The 19,951-nt window shown below is 68.0% G+C and carries 17 protein-coding genes and 1 pseudogene; 3 read left to right on the top strand and 15 right to left on the bottom strand.

Annotated features, from left to right (window positions below):
• Window positions 1–7: 7 nt before the first annotated feature.
• The 7 genes from ASF63_RS00670 to ASF63_RS00640 all read right to left on the bottom strand — a co-directional run bounded on the left by ASF63_RS00670 (window position 8) and on the right by ASF63_RS00640 (window position 9,870).
• Window positions 8–1,822, bottom strand: a complete 1,815-nt coding sequence (locus tag ASF63_RS00670; protein WP_056508452.1) for an ABC transporter ATP-binding protein — start codon at window positions 1,820–1,822, stop codon at window positions 8–10.
• Window positions 1,819–3,759, bottom strand: a complete 1,941-nt coding sequence (locus ASF63_RS00665) for an ABC transporter ATP-binding protein (protein ID WP_056508450.1) — start codon at window positions 3,757–3,759, stop codon at window positions 1,819–1,821. The genes ASF63_RS00670 and ASF63_RS00665 overlap by 4 nt, the downstream gene beginning before the upstream one ends.
• A gap of 272 nt (window positions 3,760–4,031) precedes the next feature.
• A complete protein-coding gene (locus ASF63_RS00660) occupies window positions 4,032–4,529 on the bottom strand; it encodes a methylated-DNA--[protein]-cysteine S-methyltransferase (RefSeq protein WP_056508448.1) in 498 nt (165 codons plus the stop codon).
• A complete protein-coding gene (locus ASF63_RS00655) occupies window positions 4,526–6,025 on the bottom strand; it encodes a DNA-3-methyladenine glycosylase 2 family protein (RefSeq protein WP_056508446.1) in 1,500 nt (499 codons plus the stop codon). The genes ASF63_RS00660 and ASF63_RS00655 overlap by 4 nt, the downstream gene beginning before the upstream one ends.
• Before the next feature lie 171 nt (window positions 6,026–6,196).
• On the bottom strand, window positions 6,197–7,804 hold the full coding sequence (gene purH / locus ASF63_RS00650; protein WP_056508444.1) for a bifunctional phosphoribosylaminoimidazolecarboxamide formyltransferase/IMP cyclohydrolase: 1,608 nt from the start codon (window positions 7,802–7,804) through the stop codon (window positions 6,197–6,199).
• Window positions 7,805–7,844: 40 nt separating this feature from the next.
• Window positions 7,845–8,432 (bottom strand): phosphoribosylglycinamide formyltransferase, encoded by a 588-nt coding sequence (gene purN, locus ASF63_RS00645; protein WP_056309102.1) that lies wholly within the window; start codon window positions 8,430–8,432, stop codon window positions 7,845–7,847.
• A 43-nt stretch (window positions 8,433–8,475) separates the two neighbouring features.
• Window positions 8,476–9,870: a DUF6350 family protein gene (locus ASF63_RS00640; protein WP_056508442.1), complete on the bottom strand. Its 1,395-nt coding sequence runs from the start codon at window positions 9,868–9,870 to the stop codon at window positions 8,476–8,478.
• A gap of 91 nt (window positions 9,871–9,961) precedes the next feature.
• Between ASF63_RS00640 and ASF63_RS00635 the strand changes: the two genes are divergently transcribed.
• Window positions 9,962–11,419, top strand: a complete 1,458-nt coding sequence (locus ASF63_RS00635) for an NCS2 family permease (RefSeq protein WP_056508440.1) — start codon at window positions 9,962–9,964, stop codon at window positions 11,417–11,419.
• 207 nt (window positions 11,420–11,626) lie between these two features.
• Here the strand turns inward: ASF63_RS00635 and ASF63_RS00630 are convergent, their stop codons facing one another.
• The 8 genes and pseudogenes from ASF63_RS00630 to ASF63_RS00600 form a co-directional block, all read right to left on the bottom strand.
• Complete coding sequence (locus tag ASF63_RS00630) at window positions 11,627–11,884, bottom strand: hypothetical protein (RefSeq protein ID WP_056508438.1); 258 nt, start codon at window positions 11,882–11,884, stop codon at window positions 11,627–11,629.
• Window positions 11,885–12,013: pseudogene (locus tag ASF63_RS19390) on the bottom strand (DUF2510 domain-containing protein); the annotation flags it as partial.
• A 107-nt stretch (window positions 12,014–12,120) separates the two neighbouring features.
• Entirely contained in the window at window positions 12,121–13,023 is a 903-nt protein-coding gene (gene sucD, locus ASF63_RS00625) for a succinate--CoA ligase subunit alpha (RefSeq protein ID WP_056508436.1), read from the bottom strand.
• Between the two features lie 18 nt (window positions 13,024–13,041).
• On the bottom strand, window positions 13,042–14,208 hold the full coding sequence (sucC, locus tag ASF63_RS00620) for an ADP-forming succinate--CoA ligase subunit beta (protein WP_056309122.1): 1,167 nt from the start codon (window positions 14,206–14,208) through the stop codon (window positions 13,042–13,044).
• 139 nt (window positions 14,209–14,347) lie between these two features.
• Window positions 14,348–15,703: a hypothetical protein gene (locus ASF63_RS00615; protein ID WP_157534203.1), complete on the bottom strand. Its 1,356-nt coding sequence runs from the start codon at window positions 15,701–15,703 to the stop codon at window positions 14,348–14,350.
• Window positions 15,696–16,910, bottom strand: a complete 1,215-nt coding sequence (locus tag ASF63_RS00610; protein WP_056508433.1) for a S8 family peptidase — start codon at window positions 16,908–16,910, stop codon at window positions 15,696–15,698. The genes ASF63_RS00615 and ASF63_RS00610 overlap by 8 nt, the downstream gene beginning before the upstream one ends.
• On the bottom strand, window positions 16,910–17,320 hold the full coding sequence (locus tag ASF63_RS00605; protein ID WP_056508429.1) for a hypothetical protein: 411 nt from the start codon (window positions 17,318–17,320) through the stop codon (window positions 16,910–16,912). The genes ASF63_RS00610 and ASF63_RS00605 overlap by 1 nt, the downstream gene beginning before the upstream one ends.
• A 63-nt stretch (window positions 17,321–17,383) precedes the next feature.
• Window positions 17,384–17,794: a hypothetical protein gene (locus ASF63_RS00600; RefSeq protein ID WP_056508425.1), complete on the bottom strand. Its 411-nt coding sequence runs from the start codon at window positions 17,792–17,794 to the stop codon at window positions 17,384–17,386.
• An 80-nt stretch (window positions 17,795–17,874) separates the two neighbouring features.
• On the opposite strand from ASF63_RS00600, the gene ASF63_RS00595 reads away from it, so the two are divergent.
• Both ASF63_RS00595 and ASF63_RS00590 read left to right on the top strand, forming a co-directional pair.
• Entirely contained in the window at window positions 17,875–18,537 is a 663-nt protein-coding gene (locus tag ASF63_RS00595; protein WP_056508423.1) for a TetR/AcrR family transcriptional regulator, read from the top strand.
• 165 nt (window positions 18,538–18,702) lie between these two features.
• The gene (locus ASF63_RS00590; protein WP_056508421.1) at window positions 18,703–19,938 is read left to right on the top strand and encodes an acyl-CoA dehydrogenase family protein; all 1,236 of its coding nucleotides are present in this window, start codon (window positions 18,703–18,705) and stop codon (window positions 19,936–19,938) included.
• The last annotated feature ends 13 nt before the right edge of the window (window positions 19,939–19,951 follow it).

Below are 19,951 nucleotides of genomic sequence, written 5' to 3'. Positions count from 1 at the left end.
GTCCCGTTCAGACCAGCGTCTGCTGCCAGGCGGCGTGCAGCTGGGCGAACTTGCCCGTGCCGCTGATCAGCGTCTCGGGTGTGTCGTCCTCGATGATCTCCCCATGCTCCATGACCAGCACCCGATCGGCGATCGCGACCGTCGACAGGCGGTGCGCGATGATGATCGCCGTGCGGTCCTTCAGCAGCGTCTGCAGAGCATCCTGGATCAGGCGCTCCGACGGGATGTCGAGCGACGCCGTGGCCTCGTCGAGGATCAGCACCGCAGGGTCGGCGAGGAAGGCGCGGGCGAACGAGATCAGCTGACGCTGACCCGCCGAGACGCGACCACCGCGCTTGTTCACGTCGGTGCCGTAGCCGTCGGGCAGCGACGAGATGAACTCGTCGGCACCCACCGCGCGGGCCGCCGCCCTGATCTCGTCGAGCGAGGCGTCGGGCTTTCCGAGCGCGATGTTGTCGGCGACCGTGCCGCTGAACAGGTAGGCCTCCTGCGTCACCATGACGATGGCGCGGCGGAGATCCTTCGGATGCAGGTTGCGCAGGTCGACGCCGTCGAGCGTCACCTTTCCGATCGAGGGGTCGTAGAACCGCGAGATGAGCTTCGCCAGGGTCGACTTGCCCGCGCCGGTCGTGCCGACGAGGGCGATCGTCTGCCCCGCGGGGATGTCGAGCGAGAAGTTCGGCAGGATCGTCTTCTCACCGTTGTATCCGAACGTCACCTCGTCGAACTCGATGTGCCCGCGGGACTCCCAGAGATCCACCGGCTTCTCGGGGTCCGGAACCGTGGGCACCTCCTCGAGCACGCCCGACACCTTCTCGAGCGCCGCGGTGGCCGACTGGTAGGAGTTCAGGAACATCGCGATCTCCTGCATCGGCGCGAAGAAGTTGCGCACGTACAGCACCGCCGACAGCAGCACACCGACCGTGAGGGCACCCTCGGACACCCGAATGCCTCCCCACAGCACCACGATGCCGAGGACGAGGGCTGCGACGCCCATCAGCCCGGGCTCGAACGTGCCGAACAGCAGCATCGAGCGGCGGTTCACATCGCGGTACTCCCCCGCGATCTTCTGGAAGGCCGCGTCGTTGCGCGGCTCCTTGCGGAAAGCCTTGACCGCACGGATACCCGTCATGGTCTCGACGAACTGCACGATCACCTTTGCGCTGATGACGCGGGATTCGCGGTACACCAGCTGCGAACGCGAGTAGAACCAGCGCATCAGGAAGAACAGCGGGATGCCGCCGATCGCCAGGATGAGCCCGGACTGCCAGTCCCACACACACAGGGCGATGAAGGTGAAGAGTCCGAAGAGAACGCCCGATACGAGCTCGTTGAGGCCGCCGTCGAGGAGCTCCTTGATCGAGTCGAGGTCACTCGTCTGACGCGAGATGATGCGACCGGACGTGTACGACTCGTGGAACTCCAGGCTCAGGCGCTGGGTGTGCAGGAAGATCCTCTTGCGCAGGTCCAGCAGCACGGCCTGCGTGAGCTTGGCCGCGATGATCACGTACCAGGCGATCATCGCCGCCGCGACAGCACCGGCGAGGAGGTAGATCCCCCCGATCATGAAGGTCGGCATCCAGTCGGCGCGCTCGAGCACGGCGGGCAGCGCACGGTCGAGCCCGATGCTGATCAGGATGGGTCCCGCCACCTGCAGTGCGGTCGAGATCACCAGCACGACCGCGGCGAGCGCGATCCTCGGCTTCAGGGGCTGGACGAGCGAGCCCAGCAGGTGCAGCGACCGGCGACGGATCGCCCTGCTCTCCTCTTTGGTGTAGCGGGAACGGTCTTCGTCCTGCGTTCCGGTGATGGCGGAGCTCATCGCTGCACCTCCTTCTCGGTGATGATGTCTTCGTCGGCGGATTCCTCGCGGATCCCGTCGCGGACCACGGTCTCGACCTCGTCGGGCTCGTCGTCCTCCTCACGGATGATCGGGATCGCGCCGGTACGCGCGGCCTCCTCCGCCTCGAGGCTCGAGATGACGTGCCGGTAGTGGCGGCTCGTCTTGAGCAGTTCGGTATGGGTGCCGACGGCGGTGACACGGCCCGCTTCGAGCAGTGCCACGCGGTCGGCGAGAGCCACGGTCGACGGGCGGTGTGCCACGATCATGGCCGTGGTGTCGGCCAGCACATGACGCAGCGCCTCTTCGACGAGCGCCTCGGTGTCGACATCGAGCGCTGACAGCGGATCGTCGAGGACGAGCACCTTCGGGTTGGCCGCGACGGCGCGCGCGAGCGCCAGGCGCTGACGCTGACCGCCGGAGAGGCTGAGACCCTCTTCACCGATGATCGTCTCGACGCCTTCGGGGAGCGAGTCGACGAAGGCCGCCTGGGCGACGTCGAGGGCTTCGCGCAGCACGCGCTCGGCCTCATCGCTGTGCACGTCGAGGTCGGCTCGCCCGAGCAGCACGTTCTCGCGTACGGTCGCCGAGAACAGCGTCGCGTCCTCGAAGGCCATGGCGATGTGCTGGCGCAGCTCGGCGAGCGGCAGGTCGCGCACGTCGACGCCATCGAGCGTGACGCGGCCGCCGGTGACGTCGTACAGACGCGTGGGCAGCGTGGTCAGCGTGGTCTTGCCGCTGCCGGTGAGGCCGACGAGCGCCATGGTCTCGCCGGGGCGCAGCACCAGGTCGATGCCGTCGAGCAGGTCGCGCTCGTGTGCTCCCGCGTCCTGGTAGCGGAAGTGCGCGCCCTCGAACGCGAGCTCGCCGCGGGGCTCCGCGATGTGCACGGGGTTCTCGGGGTCGGTGATCGAGTTCGTCTCCGAATAGATGTCGAACACGCGGTCGGTCGCCGTACGCGCGTCGAGCATGAACGAGAACAGGAATCCGATCGACTCGATCGGCCACCGCAGCACGACCGCCATCGCGAAGAACGCGAACAGCTGCGCCTGGTCGATCTCGCCCTGCGAGATCAGCCAGATGCCCGACATCAGGCTCAGACCGAAGGCGATCTGCGGCATGAGGTCGAGCCAGAACCAGATCGACGCGATCGCGCCGGCCTTGCTCATCTCGGTCTCTCGCAGCGTCTCGGCCTGGCGGCTGAAGCGGCTGAGCGCGTGCTTGCCGCGACCGAACGCCTTGAGCACGCGGATGCCGTGCACGCTCTCCTCGACGCTGGTCGCGAGGTCGCCGGCCTGGTCCTGGCTGCGACGGGTCAGCGCGCCATAGCGCTTCTCGAACAGGTAGCCGCGGATCCACAGCGGGATCGCGGTCACGATGAAGATGACGCCCAGCAGCCAGTGCCAGCGGAACAGCAGCACCGAGCCGATCACGATCGTGAGGATGTTGACCACCAGCAGCACGAGGCCGAACGCCAGCCACCGGCGGATGAGGCCGATGTCCTGCATCATGCGGCTCAGCAGCTGACCCGACTGCCAGCGGTCGTGGAACGAGACCGGCAGGGTCTGCAGGCGCGAGTACAGCTCGGTGCGCATCTTGTACTCGACCTGCGTCGCGGGATTGAGCACGAACTGACGACGCAGCCACACCATCAGAGCCTCACCGAGGGCGAGGCCGAAGACGGCGAGCGCACCCCAGGCGATGCCCTCGAGCGCCCCCGCCTGAACGGGTCCGCGGATGATCTGCTCGAGCACGATCGGGATCATCAGGGCGATGATCGCGGCGACCAAAGCACTCGCGGCGCCGCCGGCGAGCCGCCAGATGACCGGCTTGACGAAGGGCTTCAGGCGCCACAGTGCGGCGGGAGTGGAGAGAGTGGAGGACGGTGAGGCGTTCTGCGATGAAGGCGAGGAAGACATGTCTCTCAGACGAGTTTCGTATGGGGAAGCGGTTGCTGAAGGGAACGGACGCGCGAACGGACTCTCGGAGTCCGGCATCCGGTGAGGTCGTGCGTGTCGGAAAGTGGCTCTAGCGGAGCGGGCGCACCGGGGTCGAGCCGAGAGCGGCGATCTGCACAGCGGCGATCGATGTCATGGTGTCCTCCTCAGGGGCTCGGCTATGTCGTCCGGTCGGTGCGACAGCCCACCAGCCTATTCCTGTGAACCAGCTGACCGCAAGAGAGATTCCCGATTCAGCGATCTCCTGCTTCGCGCGCCAGCAGACTCGCCTTCACACCGAGGCCCCAGGCGAAGCCGCCGAGCGTGCCGTCGGTGCGCAGCACGCGATGGCACGGCACGAAGAGTGCCGGGGCGTTGCGCGCGCAGATCGACGCCGCAGCACGGACCGCACGGGGATTCCCGAGGCGTGTGGCGAACGACGTGTACGTCAGCGGCTCCCCCGGCTCGATCTCCCGCAGTGCCGACCATCCGGCGAGCTGCAGGGGTGTACCCGCCTGCAGCACCGCGACCCCGTCGATCGCCGAGAGATCTCCTGCATAGAATGCGAGGGCCGCGGCTGCCGCATCAGTGTCGCGTTCGCGCACCTCCGTCGGTCGGCCCTGGGTCGAGAGGCGGCCGACGATCGTCGCCTGATCGGCCGTCCACCCGGAGGCGAGCACACGCTGGCGCTCGTCGGCAAGGATGGTGAACGGCCCGTCCGGGGTGTCGATGGTCTGGATGATGGCGTTCATGAGGTCTCCTTCACAAGGGTGGCGGTCTGGGACGCGCGCGTCCGTCGAACGGGTCGCGGCGGCGCTGCGCGCCAGAGGTGTGCGCTGAGATAGCTGCGCCACGGCGCCGCGCGCTCGGCCCAGGCCACCAGCGGCACCGGATCGCCGGGGAGGCCCGACGCCGCAGCCCCCGCGCGCAGCGCGACATCGCCGGGGAGCAGGATGTCGGGGTCGCCGAGCACGCGCATCCGCACGTAGTCGGCCGTCCACGGCCCGATACCCGGCATCGCGAGGAGCGCCGCCCGCTGCTGGGCACCGTCGTCTCCGACGGTGAGGGTGAGCGAGCCGTCGGAGAGGGCGGATGCTGCCCCGACGATCGCACGGATGCGCGCACCAGGTCCTCGGAGCACCTCGGCCCCGTGCTCGGCGATCGCCGACATCGTGGGGAACAGCAGACCGTGCTCGGTTCGCTCCCCCAACGCGTCGGTGAGAGCCGTGAGTGCCGTCCGTGCGGCGACGACGGTGATCTGCTGGCCGATCATCGCTCGGATCAGCATTTCGTGCGGATCCGCGGCCCCGGGCACGCGGATGCCGGGTGTGCGGGCGACAAGGGGAGCGACCTCGGGATGCGCGCTCAGCGCCTCGTCGACAGCGAGCGGGTCGGCGTCGAGATCGAAGATGCGTCGCGCAGTGGAGACGAGCGGGGCGAGGTCGCCGAGCTCTGTCACGCGTGCGCGCAGATGTAGGCGCGTGGAGGGCTCCTGCCGCACCTCGAACCAGGCGGGACCTCCGGCCATCCGCAGGTGCCGCGAGAATGACGTCGCCGTCACCTCTTCGACCCCCGACACCGCTCGCGCGGCCATCCACTGGAAGATCCCGGATGCGTCGAGTGGCCCCCGGTACGGCAGGACGAGGTCGATCGACCCAGGGGCGGCGGACGCCGGCATCCGCCGCCGAGCCCTGAGCTCACCCGGGGTCAGCCCGAACACCTCGCGGATCGTGTCGTTGCACTGTCGGATGCTCGCGAACCCCGCCGAGAAGGCGACGTCGGAGACGGGCATCTCCGTGCCGACCAGCAGCATCCGCGCGGTGTGAGCGCGGTGCGCCCTGGCGAGGGCGAGAGGGCCTGCGCCGAGCTCGGTGGACAGCAGCCGGGTGAGGTGGCGCGTGGAGTATCCGAGGCGCTGCGCGAGACCCGACACTCCCTCCCGCTCGACCACGCCAGAGGCGATCAGGCGCATCGCGCGGGCGGCGACGTCGCTGCGCACATCCCACGCCGGCGAACCGGGAGCCGCCTCAGGGAGGCAGCGCTTGCAGGCGCGGAACCCGGCTTCGTGGGCCGCGGCACTGGTCGGATAGAACGTGACGTTCTGCGGCTTGGGCGTGCGCGCGGGGCAGCTCGGACGGCAGTAGATGCCGGTGGAGCTGACGGCTGTCACGAACTGGCCGTCGAAGCGGGTGTCACGCGCGCTGATCGCGCGATACCGCTCGTCGAAGTCGGTCACGGGGAAGCTCATGCCTCCACTCTGTCATGCACCTCCGACCTCGACTGGCGGAAATCGGACATCGCAGTGGAGCACTCGCTCCCCGCTCTCGGAGGGAACCGATACCGAATATGACGAGACCCCTCCCACTGAGCACAGCGGGAGGGGGCCTCGTCGACTATCGGCCTCCGGATGGAGCGCGACTCAGTGGAAGAAGTGACGCTCTCCGGTGAAGAACATCGTGACGCCGGCCTTGCGCGCAGCGTCCACGACCTCTTCATCGCGCACCGATCCGCCGGGCTGCACGATGGCCGTGACGCCCGCATCGATCAGCACCTGGGCGCCGTCGGCGAACGGGAAGAACGCATCGGATGCCGCGACGGAGCCTGCGGCCCGGTCGCCTGCGCGCTCGACCGCGAGGCGGCACGAATCGACGCGGTTGACCTGGCCCATGCCGACGCCGACCGTGGCGTTGTCCTTCGCGAGGACGATCGCGTTCGACTTCACGGCGCGGCACGCCTTCCACGCGAAGATCAGGTTCTCCATCTCCTCGTCGCTCGGACGCTCACCCGAGACGAGCTCCCAGTTCTTCGCGACCGAGACGATGTCGTCGGGGAACCGGTCGGCATCCTGCAGCAGCAGGCCGCCGGAGACCAGGCGCACGTCCATGCGCTCCTGCTGCCAGTCCTCGGGCAGCTGCAGCAGACGCAGGTTCTTCTTCGCCTTGAAGACCTCGAGGGCTGCCGGCTCGAACGACGGCGCGACGATCACCTCGGTGAAGATGTCCTTCAGGTTCTCGGCCATCTTGAGCGTCACCGTGCCGTTCGCGGCGATGACTCCGCCGTACGCCGACACCGGGTCGCACTCGTGGGCGCGGATGTGCGCGCTCGCGATCGGGTCGAGGGCGTTGGGAGCGGTGGTCGCGATGCCGCAGGGGTTCGCGTGCTTGATGATCGCGACGGCGGGCTTGACCATGTCGTACGCGGCGCGCAGCGCGGCATCCGCATCGACGTAGTTGTTGTAAGACATCTCCTTGCCCTGCAGCTGCGTCGCCTGAGCGATGCCATGGCCGCCGACACGGGTGTAGATCGCGCCGCGCTGGTGCGAGTTCTCGCCGTAGCGCAGCGTGTTGAGAAGCTCGGCCTGGATCGTCAGGTGGGTGGGCAGGTCCTCCCCCTCACCGAGCGTGCCCTCCGCGAACCAGGAGGCCACCGCCGTGTCGTACGCGGCCGTGTGCGCGAACGCGCGCGCTGCGAGCTCGCGGCGCTGCGTCAGCGTGGTGCCGCCGTTCTCGATGGCGCTGATGATGCCGCCGTACGACTGCGGCGACACGACGATCGCGACGTTCGCGTGGTTCTTGGCCGCAGCGCGCACCATGGCGGGCCCGCCGATGTCGATCTGCTCGACGACGTCGTCGCCCTCGGCACCCGAGGCGACCGTCTCGACGAACGGGTAGAGGTTCACGACGACGAGCTCGAACGGAGCGATGTCGAGGTCGGCGAGCTGGCGCTCGTGGTCCTCGAGACGCAGGTCGGCGAGCAGACCGCCGTGGATCTTCGGGTGCAGCGTCTTCACGCGGCCGTCGAGCATCTCGGCGACGCCGGTGACGGCGGCGACGTCCGTCACCTCGAACCCGGCCTCGCGGATGGTCGACGCGGTCGAACCGGTCGAGACGATCTGCACGCCCGCCTCCGACAGGGACTTGGCGAGCACGAGCAGATCGGTCTTGTCGCTGACCGAGACGAGTGCGCGGCGCACCGGGACGGTGTCGCGATCGCGGTACAGCGAGTGGTCGTGGCGGGGGCCGGCCATGATGGGCTCCTTCGTGCGAGGGTGGCGTGCGTGGTTCGGTTCAGGTTGCGGACGACAGCGAGAGCTCGCCGGTCGCGATGCGGCGCACAACGTCGATCAGCAGACGGCGTTCGACGGGCTTGATGCGCTCGTGCAGGGTGTGCTCGGTGTCGCCGTCGAGCACCGGCACCCGCTCCTGCGCCAGGATCGGGCCGGTGTCGACGCCGTCGTCGACGACGATCACGCTCGCGCCCGTCTCGGAGACGCCTGCGGCAAGCGCGTCGCGCACGCCGTGAGCTCCGGGGAACTCCGGTAGGTACGCGGGATGCGTGTTGATCAGGCGCGGCGCGAGGCTCGCGACCAGCGATGCCGGCAGCAGTCGCATCAGGCCGCTGAGCACGACGAGGTCGGCGTTCCAGACGGCGAGCTGGCGTCCGAGCTCTTCACCCCACGCGTCGCGGGACTCGTGCTCATGCCACGGAACCGTGAAGCTCGGGATGCCGAACTCCTCGGCGTGAGCGAGTCCGTCGGCTTCGCGATCGGCACCGACGACCACCACCCGCGCAGGAAAATCGGGGTGACGAGCGGCCTCGAGGAGGGCGCGAAGGTTCGAGCCGGTGCCCGAGATGAGAACGGCGACCGTGAGCACGCGCCCAGTCTACCGGGGCCGAAGCGACGCCCCGACCCGCGTGTCAGCGCAGCGGATCGTCGGGGTCGCGCTTCGGCAGCCGGAAGCCGCTGTCGTCGCCGAGCGGTGCGGTGTCGAATGCAGTGGGCGCCCCCGGCCACGTCGTTGCGGCGGGCATGCGATCCGTCGAGTCGTCGAAGGCGAGGTCGGATGCGGTCATCTCGGCGACCCATCGCTCGGTGCGCTCTTCGGCGAGCTCGTCGCGGTGCCGTGGCGAGAGCAACAGGATCGCTGCGCCGAGCAGCACCTCACCGCCCAGTGCGAGAGCGAAGGGCAGCACGGCGGGTCCTGCCTCGGCGAGACGCCCTGGTCCCATCGATCCGCCCGCCAGCAGGGCCGCCAGCGCGGCGACCACGGCCGTGAGCACCCCGATGCCGCCGGCGATCGCCGCCCGCGGTCCGGTGCCGAGGGGGGTGCCCTCCCACACGAGGCGGGATCGCACGGCCCATCCGGCGAAGGCTCCGGCGCCGATCGGGAGGAGGATCACGATCAGCATCCACATCGAGGTGCTCTCGGGCAGCAGTCCGAGCACGGGGATGCCCGGCACGACCCCGAGCTGCGTGCCGGCGGGAGACACGGCTGTGCCGACACCCACGGCGAACCCCGGCCCGGCGAGCCAGGATGCCGCCCAGACGATGATCGTCGGCAGATACGCGAGGTGTCCGAGCGTGATGACTCCCGCTCCGAGGGCGTCGACGCGCGCGGCCTGGAACAGCGCGACGACCTCGCCGCCGCGGGTCAGCGTCATGAGCGCCACCGCGAGGGCGGAGACGGCGGTCACGCCGACGAGGGCGAAGGCCGCTCCGCGCACCGCAGCACTCGGCACGGGGCCCCAGTCGCCCCAGGAGTCGACCACGTCGTGCACCCGATCGAGGAAGCCGCCGTCGCCGTCCTCCCACGCGATGCGCACGGCACCGCAGACCGCGCCCACGAGGTAGACCGCGGTCGGCAGGAGGATCGCCGGCACCAGGGCGGTCTGGGCCACCGAGAGGTTGGAGGTCAGCGCCACGCCGGTCGCGATGATCCCGAAGGTCAGCGCACCCGAGAGTGCGCCGAGCAGCCACGCGCCCGCGCGCGCCGCACGCGCTCCTGACCGTGCCGCGAACAGCAGCGTGAAGAGCAGGAAGGCGAGCGGGGTGACCGAGAGCGTGAAAGCGGCGGCGTCCGGAGCGATGCCCGTCGCACGCAGCACGTCGGCTGCGACGTCGACGTCCAGGGGCACGCCGTGGCCGAACTGCCACAGGGTCCCGGTGAGCGGCCAGAGGGCGCCCCAGTCGGCCGTGACGCCGAACGCGAGCGTCCAGAGCAGCGTGAGCGGTGCCAGCAGGACCACGAGACCGACCGCCGCGGCGATGGCGGCATCGAAGGCGGCGAGGAGCGCGACGAGGAGGCGTTGCATATCGAATCGAGACTACGACGAGAACCCTGTCGTCGCCTGGGGGCGCGCGCGACTCGCGCGACACGATATCGTCGCCTGCGGAGGTTTCCCGATGACAACTGCCCCGTCCCCCACCCGCTCCACGGCCGAACCCACGAACGCCCTGGACCGCTTCTTCGAGATCAGCAAGCGCGGATCCACGATCGGCACCGAGATCCGAGGGGGTCTGGTGACGTTCGTCACGATGGCCTACATCGTGATCCTCAACCCGATCATCCTGTCCGGCTCGGCCGATGTCTCAGGCGACACCCTCGACTTCAGCGCCGTCGGCGCCGCGACCGCGCTGACCGCCGGCGTGATGACGATCCTCTTCGGTCTCATCACCCGCCTGCCGTTCGGTTTCGCAGCCGGCCTCGGCATCAACGCCTTCGTCGCGTTCTCGGTCGTCGGCCAGGTCACCTGGCCCGAGGCCATGGCGCTCGTCATGATCAACGGTCTCGTGATCGTGCTCCTCGCGGCGACGGGTCTGCGGAAGATGATCTTCGACGCCGTGCCGTTCCAGTTGAAGATCGCGATCACGGTCGGAATCGGCCTGTTCATCGCCTTCATCGGCTTCGTGAACTCCGGCTTCGTCACCGCGACCGGCAGCGCCTCCCCGCCCGTGGGCCTGGGAGTCGGCGGCTCCGTCGCGACCGTGCCGACCGTTCTCTTCATCGTCACGCTCATCGTCACCGGCATCCTGGTCGCCCGCAAGGTCAAGGGCGGGCTGCTCATCGGCCTCGTCTCGGGCACGGTGCTCGCGGTGATCGTCGAGGCGATCTGGCACCTCGGGGCCGCAGCAGACGGCAACGCCGGAGGCTGGGGTCTGACGGTCCCCACGCTCACCGGCTCGCCGTTCGGCCTGCCCGACCTGAGCCTGGTCGGCGCGGTCGACTTCAGCTTCGACTTCTGCAAGGTCAGCCTCGTCGCGATCGTGATGATCGTCTTCACGCTGGTCTTCTCGAACTTCTTCGACGCCATGGGCACCATGACAGGTCTCGCGAAAGAAGCCGGTCTCGCGAACGAGAACGGCGACTTCCCGCGCATCAAGTCGGCACTGGTCGTCGAAGGTGTCGGCGCGATCGTCGGTGGTGGCACCTCGTCGTCGTCGAGCACCGTGTTCATCGAGTCTGGAGCGGGTATCGGAGAGGGTGCACGCACCGGATTCGCGAACCTGATCACCGGTGGCATGTTCCTGCTCGCGATGTTCCTCACACCGCTCACGTCGATCGTGCCGACCGAGATCGCCGCCGCGGCGCTGGTGATCGTCGGAGCGATGATGATGGCCCAGATCAAGTACATTGACCTCACCGAGTTCAACGTGCTGCTGCCCGTGTTCCTGACCGTGACCGTGATGCCGTTGACCTACTCGATCGCCAACGGAATCGGCGCCGGCTTCGTCAGCTGGGTACTCATCCAGGCGCTCTCCGGCAAGGCCCGCAAGATCAGCCCGCTGCTGTGGATCGTTGCCGCCGGCTTCGTGATCTTCTTCGCCCGCGGGCCGATCGAAGCGCTGTTCGGCGTCGCCTGAGCGACGAGAGAACATCGGAGGGGCGGATGCGAATTGCATCCGCCCTTCCGTCGTCTGCGGACCCGTGGCGTCGCCCCTAGCGCACTGCCGGAGCGGATCGAACTCTCGCTGAGATGGTTACCGAGACCGAAGCTGCGGAACAGGCGCGGCGCATCGCCGTGATCTGGCAGCGACTCGCCCCGCAGTGAAGACCACGCGGTCAGATAGTCAACGTGCGAGCGCAGATGCGAGCGGGACCTCGAGCAGCCGTCGTCGCACGAGAACCACTACGACGACTGCCCCGATCGCGAAGGCGATCGCAGGCAGACCCATGGATGTGAGAAGGACGATGTTCCAGCCCCACATGACGCCGAAGGCGATGAAGACGACAGCGTAGATGATCGCGAGCGCGGGCCAGACGATCATCATGGTCCACAGCATCCGCCGATAGGATCCCGCATCGAACACCCCGGACGGTCGAGCCATGTGATCCGTCCATCGGGTACCGTCCCACCACCGGGAAAGCCCAGGCGAACCCGTCGGATACCATCCCGGCGGTGCGAACGCTGGCGCGGCACCGGCAATCGGAGAACCGGGCGTCGGTGATGCGGACATCGCGCCTCCTGGGATGTGTGTCGCCGTTCCGTCGATCTTGCCATGCCGGGCGGGCATGAAAGAAGGCCCCGGAGTGGAGTCCAGGGCCTTCTCTTCGATTATAGCGCTTAGAGCGCCTCGACGATCTCACGCATGAGAGCGGCGGTCTCGGACGGCGTCTTGCCGACCTTGACGCCGGCGGCCTCGAGGGCCTCCTTCTTCGCCTGAGCGGTACCGGCGGAGCCGGAGACGATCGCACCGGCGTGCCCCATGGTCTTGCCCTCGGGAGCGGTGAAGCCCGCGACGTAGCCGACGACCGGCTTGGTGACGTGTGCCTTGATGTAGTCGGCCGCGCGCTCCTCGGCGTCGCCACCGATCTCACCGATCATCACGATCGCCTTGGTCTCGGGGTCGGCCTCGAACGCGGCGAGCGCGTCGATGTGCGTCGTGCCGATGACGGGGTCGCCGCCGATGCCGATGGCGGTCGAGAAGCCCAGGTCGCGCAGCTCGAACATCATCTGGTACGTCAGGGTGCCCGACTTCGACACGAGGCCGATCGGGCCCTTGCCGGTGATGTTCGCCGGCGTGATGCCGACGAGCGCCTCACCGGGGGTGATGATGCCGGGACAGTTCGGTCCGATGATGCGGGTCGTGTTGCCCTTGCTCTGCGCGTAGGCCCACGCCTCGGCCGAGTCGCCCACGGGGACGCCCTCGGTGATGACGACGAGCAGCGGGATCTCGGCGTCGATGGCCTCGATCATCGCGTCCTTCGTGAACGCACCCGGCACGAAGGCGATCGACACGTCTGCGCCGGTCTCCTTCATGGCCTCGGCGACCGAGGCGAAGACGGGGAGCTCGACGGCGTTGCCGTCCTTGTCGGTGTGCGAGACCGTGGTGCCGGCCTTGCGGGCATTCACGCCACCGACGACCTGGGTGCCGGCCTTCAGCATGAGTGCCGTGTGCTTGGTGCCCTCGCCGCCGGTGATGCCCTGGACGATGACCTTGGAGTCCTTGTTGAGGTAGATCGACATTTCTCTAGTCCTTGTGTCTCAGGCGTTTGCGAGCTCGGCGGCCTTGTCGGCGCCCTCGTCCATGGTGCTGGCGAGCGTGACGAGCGGGTGCGCGTACTCGGCGAGGATCGCGCGGCCCTCGTCGACGCGGTTGCCGTCGAGGCGCACGACGAGCGGCTTGGAGGCCGCGCTGCCGAGGGTCTCGAGAGCGCCCTTGATTCCGTTGGCGACGGCGTCGCACGCCGTGATGCCGCCGAAGACGTTGACGAACACGCTCTTGACCTGCGGGTCGCCGAGGATGACGTCGAGGCCTGCGGCCATGACCTCAGCCGAGGCGCCGCCGCCGATGTCGAGGAAGTTGGCGGGCTTGACGCCGTTGTGGTTCTCACCGGCGTAGGCGACGACGTCGAGCGTCGACATGACGAGTCCTGCACCGTTGCCGATGATTCCGACCTCGCCGTCGAGCTTCACGTAGTTCAAGCCGCTCTTCTTGGCCTTGGCCTCGAGCGGGTCGGCTGCGTCCTTGTCTTCGAGCGCCTCGTGCTCGGGGTGACGGATCTCGGAGGCGTTGTCGTCGAGCGTGACCTTGCCGTCGAGGGCGATGATGTCGCCCTCTTCGGTACGGACCAGCGGGTTGACCTCGACGAGAGTCGCGTCTTCGCCCTTGTAGACGTCGAAGAGCTTGACGAACACGTCGGAGACCTTCTCGATCAGGTCCTCGGGGAAGTTCGCGGCGCGAGCGATCTCGACCGCCTTCTGCTTGTCGATGCCCGTCAGCGGGTTGACCTCGACGCGCGCGAGCGCCTCGGGACGCTCGACCGCGAGCTCTTCGATCTCCATGCCGCCCTCGACCGAGCAGAGGCTCAGGTACGAACGGTTGGCGCGATCGAGCAGCACGGAGAAGTAGAACTCCTCGGCGATGCGCGCACCCTGCGCGACCATGACGCGCTTGACGATGTGGCCCTTGATGTCGAGACCGAGGATCGCCTTCGCGGCCTCGTATGCCTCTTCGGGGGTCTTCGCGACCTTGACGCCGCCGGCCTTGCCGCGACCACCGGTCTTGACCTGGGCCTTGACGACGACGACGCCGCCGATCTTCTCAGCGGCTGCCTTCACCTCCTCAGGGGTGTCGGCGACGATGCCGGCGAGGACCGGCACTCCGTACTTCTCGAAAACGTCTCGTGCCTGGTACTCGTACAGATCCACTGTGGTTCCTTCACTGGGCTGCTGTCTGGTAATTCTCTCGATGTCGAGACATCGACCAGTCGCCCAGCCTACTACCTCGAACTGAACGCTCCCGGCGGCCCAAGGGCCGCCGGGAGCGCATACCGGTATGGAGACGGGGTCAGCGGAGCGTGTCGCGGCTGCCCGCCTGGGCGGATCGCGACCGGGGCCCGACTTCCTCGTCGTCTTCGAGCTTGGGGGCGATCGGGCCGCCGAGACCGGAGCGGTCGCGACGCTTCTCGTCGTCTCCGGCTGCTCCGCCCATCATGCCCGGCGCCATCGAGCGGCCACCTGCGCCCGCCGCCGTTCCCCCGGCAGCACCGGTCGCCGAGCCTGATGCCGAGCCTGCTGCTCCGAGCCCGCCGGGACCGGTCGCACCGCCCATGCCGAGCAGTCCGCGTCCGGCCGTGGCCGCACCTGCACCGGCACCGCTTCCGCCACCGCCGAACAGACCTGCGCCGCCCGCGCCATTGAGCGACGCCGAGCGTGCACCCATGAGCGCCGCGGCTCCTGCGCCGCCCACGACCGCCGCGCCGAGCGTGCCCGAACCGCCGGATCCGCCGGCGAGCAGACCTCCGCCGCCACCGCCACCACCGATTCCGATTCCGGGGTATCCGGGCAGGGTGCCGCCGTTCGGCGAGTCGACGGTGGGGTCGGAGCCGCCGTTGCCGCCCGAACCACCGTTGTCACCGTTGTCCCAGCCGTTGTCCCCGATAGTGCCGGTGTTACCGCCACCGGAGCCCCCGTTGCCGCCGTTGACCCAGCCGCCGTCGCCGCCACCGCCGGGAACCCACGTGCCGACCTGTGGCGGAGCCACGCTGCCGACGCCGGTTCCGCCCGGCGACGTGCCGGGACCGCCGGAGGGTCCGTTGCTGCCGACGGGAGGGACGCGCGAGTCGATGCCCTCGACATCGATCACGGGGAGCGGGACGGATGTCGTGTCGGCATTGACCACCCCGGGCGCTTTCTCGAACTGGTTCGTCGCGTGCATTGTGAGCGATGCGCGGATCGTCTTGAGCTCATTCATCGCCGCCGTCTCGCGCTCGGCAGCGAGCTTCGCCTCTTCCTGCGCAACCAACTCGCCCGTATCGAGGGCACCCCAGCCGTCGGTGATCCCGGAGAGGTTGCGACCGGCATCCGCCAGGAATCCGTCTGCGGATGCGGATGGAAGCTTACTGAGAGCGGTGGCGGCCTCGCCTGAGACTGTGGCTGTCGCGGTGTTCAACCGAACCCGCATCGCGTTGAGCTCGGTCTTGATCCGATTGGCGTTGCCTTCCATGCGGTCGAGGAGGCCCTTCGCACTGCCCACCGAATCGCCGCTCCACCCCGGAATCTCGCGCACAGCCTCGATCGCCTTGCGGAGCTCGATCACCGCCGCCTCGCGTCTGTCGAGTTCAGGGTCGGAGAACCTCGCGGTCGTCAGCGCGCGCAACTCGTCTTCGAACATCGTCGGCGTACACACATTGGGGTTATACATCTTCGTTCCCTCCACTCTTCCTACGACTTGTGATGATGACCACGACTACGACACCTGCGACGAGCACCGCACCTCCGACGAGGATCCAGGGAAGAAAGGCCGACGTGTCGCCGTTCTGGTCCTCGGGAGTCTCAGTGGACGGCGATTCCGTCGATGCATACACCTCGTCGAACGCCGGCATCTGTCCGTCTGTGAACAGCGGGTTCTCGTCCGGATACTGGGAAGGATCCTCCTGAACAAGACGGGTCGCGTTGACGATTCCATGGCCGAATTTGTTTGACCACTCCAGTTCGTGCGGCTTCGATCCCGTGTTACGGATCAATGACTGAATGAGCTGCGATGCGGTGGCGTCGGGCCACTTCTGCTTACCGAGAGCGAGAAGCCCCGAGACGATCGGGGTCGCTGCGGAGTTTCCAGACCACACCGACATCCCCCACGTGGCGTCCCACCCGACGCCTGCAACATCCACTCCGGGTGCCACGACATCGACGTCGTCGTTCGTCATGTCGGACCCGTCTTGCCTCTTTGCTGCGTTCGCAGCGGAGTCCACCGAAGCCACGTTCACGACCCCGTTGATCTCGCCGAGCTCTCCCTCCCAGATCGAATCCGCGTTGGGGAGTCCGGCCACGACCAGGACGCCAGCTCGCAGGGCGTCTGCCACACCGTCGGCGGCGGCCTGCGAGAGCTCGTCAGCGAGGCGTGCGGAGCCCCCCGACATCGAGACGATGTCCGCTCCCTGATCGACAGCATCGGCGATGGCCGCCGGGAACGCATCACCGTCGCAGCTCTCCTGCAGCGAGCCGTAGTAGAGGATCCTTGCTCCCGGGGCGATACCCGCCGGGCCCGAACCGCTGTCAGATGTTCCGTTGCCCACGATCAAGGAGGTCACGGACGTACCGTGTTGTGTCGCGGCGAATGCCGTCGAATCCGCAGAAGCCGGGTCAGGGCACTGCTCGATCTGGCGCACCTCGATGTCGGCACCCTTCAGATTGACTATCTCCGTGTTCACTCCGGCATCGAGCACCGCGATAGTCACGCCCTCGCCCGTGACTCCCGCATCGTGGATGGCAGGAATCTTCATGGCATCGACGTACCAGAGCGCCCCTCCTGTCGAGAGGTCTTGGGCGGCAGCCGCTCCCGGCGCGATCGCTCCTGCGACGACCACGGCCAACGCGGCGCCCGCAGCGCCCCACCGACGGACAGACATCAGTATGTGACCGAGTCGCTATCATCGTCGTCAGTGGTGCCCGAGTCGCTCGGGCCCTCGGAAGAGGCTTCATTGCGCAGCTGGGCTGCCGAGACGAGCGTGGGGTCATCCACCACCTGCGCGATCTGCGAGATTGTCGACGACAGGCTTTCTTCAGACTCTTGCTTCTGATCGATAACTGCCTTGAGCGCATCGCGGAAGGCAGCCGCGTCTGCGCTGAGTTCGGCGATCATCCGTTCCAGGCCGGCGGTGTACTCCGAGGCGGTCGTGAGGTATGTCGACGTGGTGTTCGTCCGTAGCCCTTCGATCTCCGTGGACCGCGACCCCACTCCGGCCGCTTCGATGCTCTTGACGAGCGTGTGGATGTTCTCGAGCATCTGCTCGAAGTCAGCACCGATCTGCGCTGCCATGATCTTCCCCTCCGTCAGGGACGCCAGCGCGTCCCACCCTCCGACGACCCATGATAGACGACGTCATCGACGGTGCACAGAACTCGTTGGCGACACCGAAGTGTTCTTTTCCCAACTTCCTGCATCGGCACCTGGATCCTCCTGCAGCACGCGCGTCGCGTTCACCGTCCCGTGTCCGAACGTGTTCGACCACTGCAACTCATGCGGAGCAGACCCCGTGTTGCGAATCAAGGACTGCAGGAGCTGTGACTTGGCCGCCTGTGCGGTGGCGTCCACGGAGGCCACGTTCACCACGCCGTTGATCTTCCCGAGCTCCCCTTCCCACGCCGAGTCCACGTTGGGGAGACTCGCCACTACCCAGAGCGGCCCACCGCGCGAGAAGTCCTGCGCCGCCGCCGCACTCGGCACCAGCACGACTCCCCGCACACACACCACCGCGGCAACCCGAGCCGTCCATCTACGCAGCACCATCATCGTTCATCCCCCTGGACGCATGCCCGCTCATCGGAGACGCAGCGTCTGCAGTGCTCGAAGCCGAGGTCTAGGCTCGTCCCATGCACGAATCCGCAGAACTGCGCACCGGCGTCGTGGCCGCTGCACTCGAGCTCTTCGCATCGCAGGGCTTCGACCAGACCTCCGTCGAGCAGATCGCGAAGGCCGCGGGGGTCTCGCGTTCGACGTTCTTCCGCCAGTTCGGCGGCAAGGAGGATGTCGTCTTCGCCGACCACGAGGTGCTGCTCGAGCAGTTGCGGTCATTCCTCGCCGAGGGACACGACGACCCCTGGGGCGCGGTGTGCGCGGCATCCGAGTCGGTCTTCGCCCACTTCGCGCACGACCCGGAACTCGCGCGTCGCCGCTATCAGATCGTCCGCCAGGTGCCGGTGCTGCGTGAGCGCGAGATCATCACGGTGTTCCGCTACGAGCGGCTGTTCGACGACTATCTGCGCAGCTCGCTCCCCGGCATCGATCCTCTCGACGCGGTCGGGTTCTCCGCCCTCGTCACCGCCGTGCACAACCATGTTCTGCGCCAGCTGCTGCGCGGCAAGAAGAAGGTGCCGCTCTCGACGCTGCAGACGGCCCTCGCCGACGTCCGCCGCCGATACGGCGTGCCCTCCGAAGCAGTCGCCGAGGCGCCGGACGATGTCGTCGTCGCGGTGTTCCCCCGTTCGATGCCGATCGCCGAGGTCACCCGGCGCCTGCGCACGCAACTCGACTGAGTCGCCACCGTACTGAGTCGCCACCGGACCGACTCGCAACGGCACCGAGGCGCAGCTTCTCCGACTCCGCGGGGGCTCCGACGCACCCGAATGGGCTTCGACGCATCCGGAGTCGTGGAACCGAGTACCGAGGGGTACGATACTTGGTGCCACGAAGGAGTCACCATGAGCACCGCAGCCTCCCCCTTCCCCGGCGAGCGCGTCTCGTCGTACGACATCACCGGACGACAGGACAGCGACTACTACGCCGTATTCGCCGACATCCCCGACGCCGACCGCTCTGCCTGGGACCGCGCGAAGGCGTACATCGACGAGGTCGGGCCGCAGATGGCGGATGCCTGGGACCGCGCCGAGTACCCTCTCGATGCCGCCCGCCGCATGGGCGAGATGGATCTCGTCGTCGACGGCATCGAGCATCCGTCGCTCACCCGACTCTCCCCTCTCGCCGCCGGCCTCGTGAACATGGAGATCTCCCGCGGCGACGGGTCGCTCGGCACCGTGCTCGCCGTGCAGGGCGGTCTGGCGCTGCGCACCCTCGCGCTCTTCGGTTCGGATGAGCAGCAGGAGAAGTGGCTGAACTCTCTCGCCGACGGTTCGGTCTTCGGCTCCTTCGCCCTCACCGAGCCCGACCATGGGTCGGACTCGGTCTCGCTCGAGACGGTGGCCAGGCGCGACGGCGACGAATGGGTCATCCGCGGCGCGAAGAAGTGGATCGGCAACGGCGCCTCGGGCGGCATCACCTTCGTGTGGGCCCGCGTCGACGACGAGAACGCGGCAGAGCACGGCGCCGTACGCTGCTTCCTCGTCGAGCAGGAGACACCCGGATACACGGGGACGCCGATCCGCGGCAAGGCGTCGCTGCGCGCCATCCACCAGGCGCACATCGTCTTCGACGAGGTGCGCGTGCCTTTGGACTCCGTACTGCCGGGGACGAAGAGCTTCAAGGACGCGTCGATCGTGCTCTACGCGACCCGCTCGGGCGTGGCCTGGTCAGCGCTCGGTCACGCGACCGCCTGCTACGAGGCCGCCCTCGCCTACTCGAAGGAGCGCATCCAGTTCGGCAAGCCGCTGGCGAAGTTCCAGATGGTGCAGGAGCGACTCACCCACATGCTCGAGGACCTCACCGCGATGCAGCTCTACTGCCGTCGCCTCGCCGACCTCGAGACCGCGGGCGAGCTCCGTCCGACACAGGCATCGCTGGCGAAGTTCCACAACACGCGTGCCGCGCGGCGCGTGGCGTCCGTCGCCCGTGACCTGCTGGGCGGCAACGGCATCCTGCTCGAGAACGGCGTAATGCAGCACATGGCCGACATCGAGGCGATCCACACCTACGAGGGCACCGAGAGCGTGCAGGCCCTGCTGCTCGGCCGCGACATCACCGGCATGAGCGCCTTCGCCTGACCGGCTGGCCGAG

The organism is Microbacterium sp. Leaf320 (assembly GCF_001423485.1).
GTDB lineage: Bacteria > Actinomycetota > Actinomycetes > Actinomycetales > Microbacteriaceae > Microbacterium.
This window is presented reverse-complemented; position numbering and strand designations above follow the sequence as displayed.

Excerpts from the sequence above, each read along its gene's own strand:
- ASF63_RS00630 (WP_056508438.1), bottom strand. The coding sequence starts at position 11,884 with ATGGCTCGACCGTCCGGGGTGTTCGATGCGGGATCCTATCGGCGGATG.
- purH (WP_056508444.1), bottom strand. The coding sequence starts at position 7,804 with ATGGCCGGCCCCCGCCACGACCACTCGCTGTACCGCGATCGCGACACC.
- ASF63_RS00635 (WP_056508440.1), top strand. The coding sequence starts at position 9,962 with ATGACAACTGCCCCGTCCCCCACCCGCTCCACGGCCGAACCCACGAAC.
- ASF63_RS00595 (WP_056508423.1), top strand. The coding sequence starts at position 17,875 with ATGCACGAATCCGCAGAACTGCGCACCGGCGTCGTGGCCGCTGCACTC.
- ASF63_RS00665 (WP_056508450.1), bottom strand. The coding sequence starts at position 3,759 with ATGTCTTCCTCGCCTTCATCGCAGAACGCCTCACCGTCCTCCACTCTC.
- ASF63_RS00655 (WP_056508446.1), bottom strand. The coding sequence starts at position 6,025 with ATGAGCTTCCCCGTGACCGACTTCGACGAGCGGTATCGCGCGATCAGC.
- sucD (WP_056508436.1), bottom strand. The coding sequence starts at position 13,023 with ATGTCGATCTACCTCAACAAGGACTCCAAGGTCATCGTCCAGGGCATC.
- ASF63_RS00615 (WP_157534203.1), bottom strand. The coding sequence starts at position 15,703 with ATGTATAACCCCAATGTGTGTACGCCGACGATGTTCGAAGACGAGTTG.
- ASF63_RS00590 (WP_056508421.1), top strand. The coding sequence starts at position 18,703 with ATGAGCACCGCAGCCTCCCCCTTCCCCGGCGAGCGCGTCTCGTCGTAC.
- ASF63_RS00600 (WP_056508425.1), bottom strand. The coding sequence starts at position 17,794 with ATGATGGTGCTGCGTAGATGGACGGCTCGGGTTGCCGCGGTGGTGTGT.
- ASF63_RS00660 (WP_056508448.1), bottom strand. The coding sequence starts at position 4,529 with ATGAACGCCATCATCCAGACCATCGACACCCCGGACGGGCCGTTCACC.
- ASF63_RS00640 (WP_056508442.1), bottom strand. The coding sequence starts at position 9,870 with ATGCAACGCCTCCTCGTCGCGCTCCTCGCCGCCTTCGATGCCGCCATC.
- ASF63_RS00605 (WP_056508429.1), bottom strand. The coding sequence starts at position 17,320 with ATGGCAGCGCAGATCGGTGCTGACTTCGAGCAGATGCTCGAGAACATC.
- ASF63_RS00610 (WP_056508433.1), bottom strand. The coding sequence starts at position 16,910 with ATGTCTGTCCGTCGGTGGGGCGCTGCGGGCGCCGCGTTGGCCGTGGTC.
- ASF63_RS00670 (WP_056508452.1), bottom strand. The coding sequence starts at position 1,822 with ATGAGCTCCGCCATCACCGGAACGCAGGACGAAGACCGTTCCCGCTAC.